The sequence below is a fragment of the Paraburkholderia sp. SIMBA_027 genome (assembly GCF_046535315.1).
Classification (GTDB): domain Bacteria; phylum Pseudomonadota; class Gammaproteobacteria; order Burkholderiales; family Burkholderiaceae; genus Paraburkholderia; species Paraburkholderia tropica.
Genome location: NZ_JAWRWY010000428.1, coordinates 1 through 278 on the forward strand (window position 1 = coordinate 1; position 278 = coordinate 278).

At 64.4% G+C, this 278-nt stretch carries 1 pseudogene; it reads right to left on the minus strand.

Going from position 1 to position 278, the window contains the following annotated elements:
- Window positions 1-49 precede the first annotated feature (49 nt).
- Window positions 50-278: pseudogene (locus SB764_RS39695) on the minus strand (nuclear transport factor 2 family protein); the annotation flags it as partial.

The following is a 278-nucleotide window of genomic DNA, read 5'->3' on the forward strand; positions in this document are numbered from 1 at the left end:
CTTCCCCTGCCCACCGTTCGCTCCGCACCGCTTCGCGACGTGGAGCGAGTCAGGGCGAACGCGTCAGCACGTCGAGCGCGGCCGGTTCAACCGCTTCCCAAAAGGACGCCCAGGTCGGGAAAGATTGTGGCAGGCGCGGCTGGTATTTGTCGCTCTCGTACTTGCCGGGCCAGTTCTGAAAGCGCGGTGTCCCTGGTCGCTCCAGCCAGTCGGTCGAGTACCAGTGGCGTTCATCCCGGCATTCGAAATACCAGTTGCCGTCGCGCCGTACGTAGTGG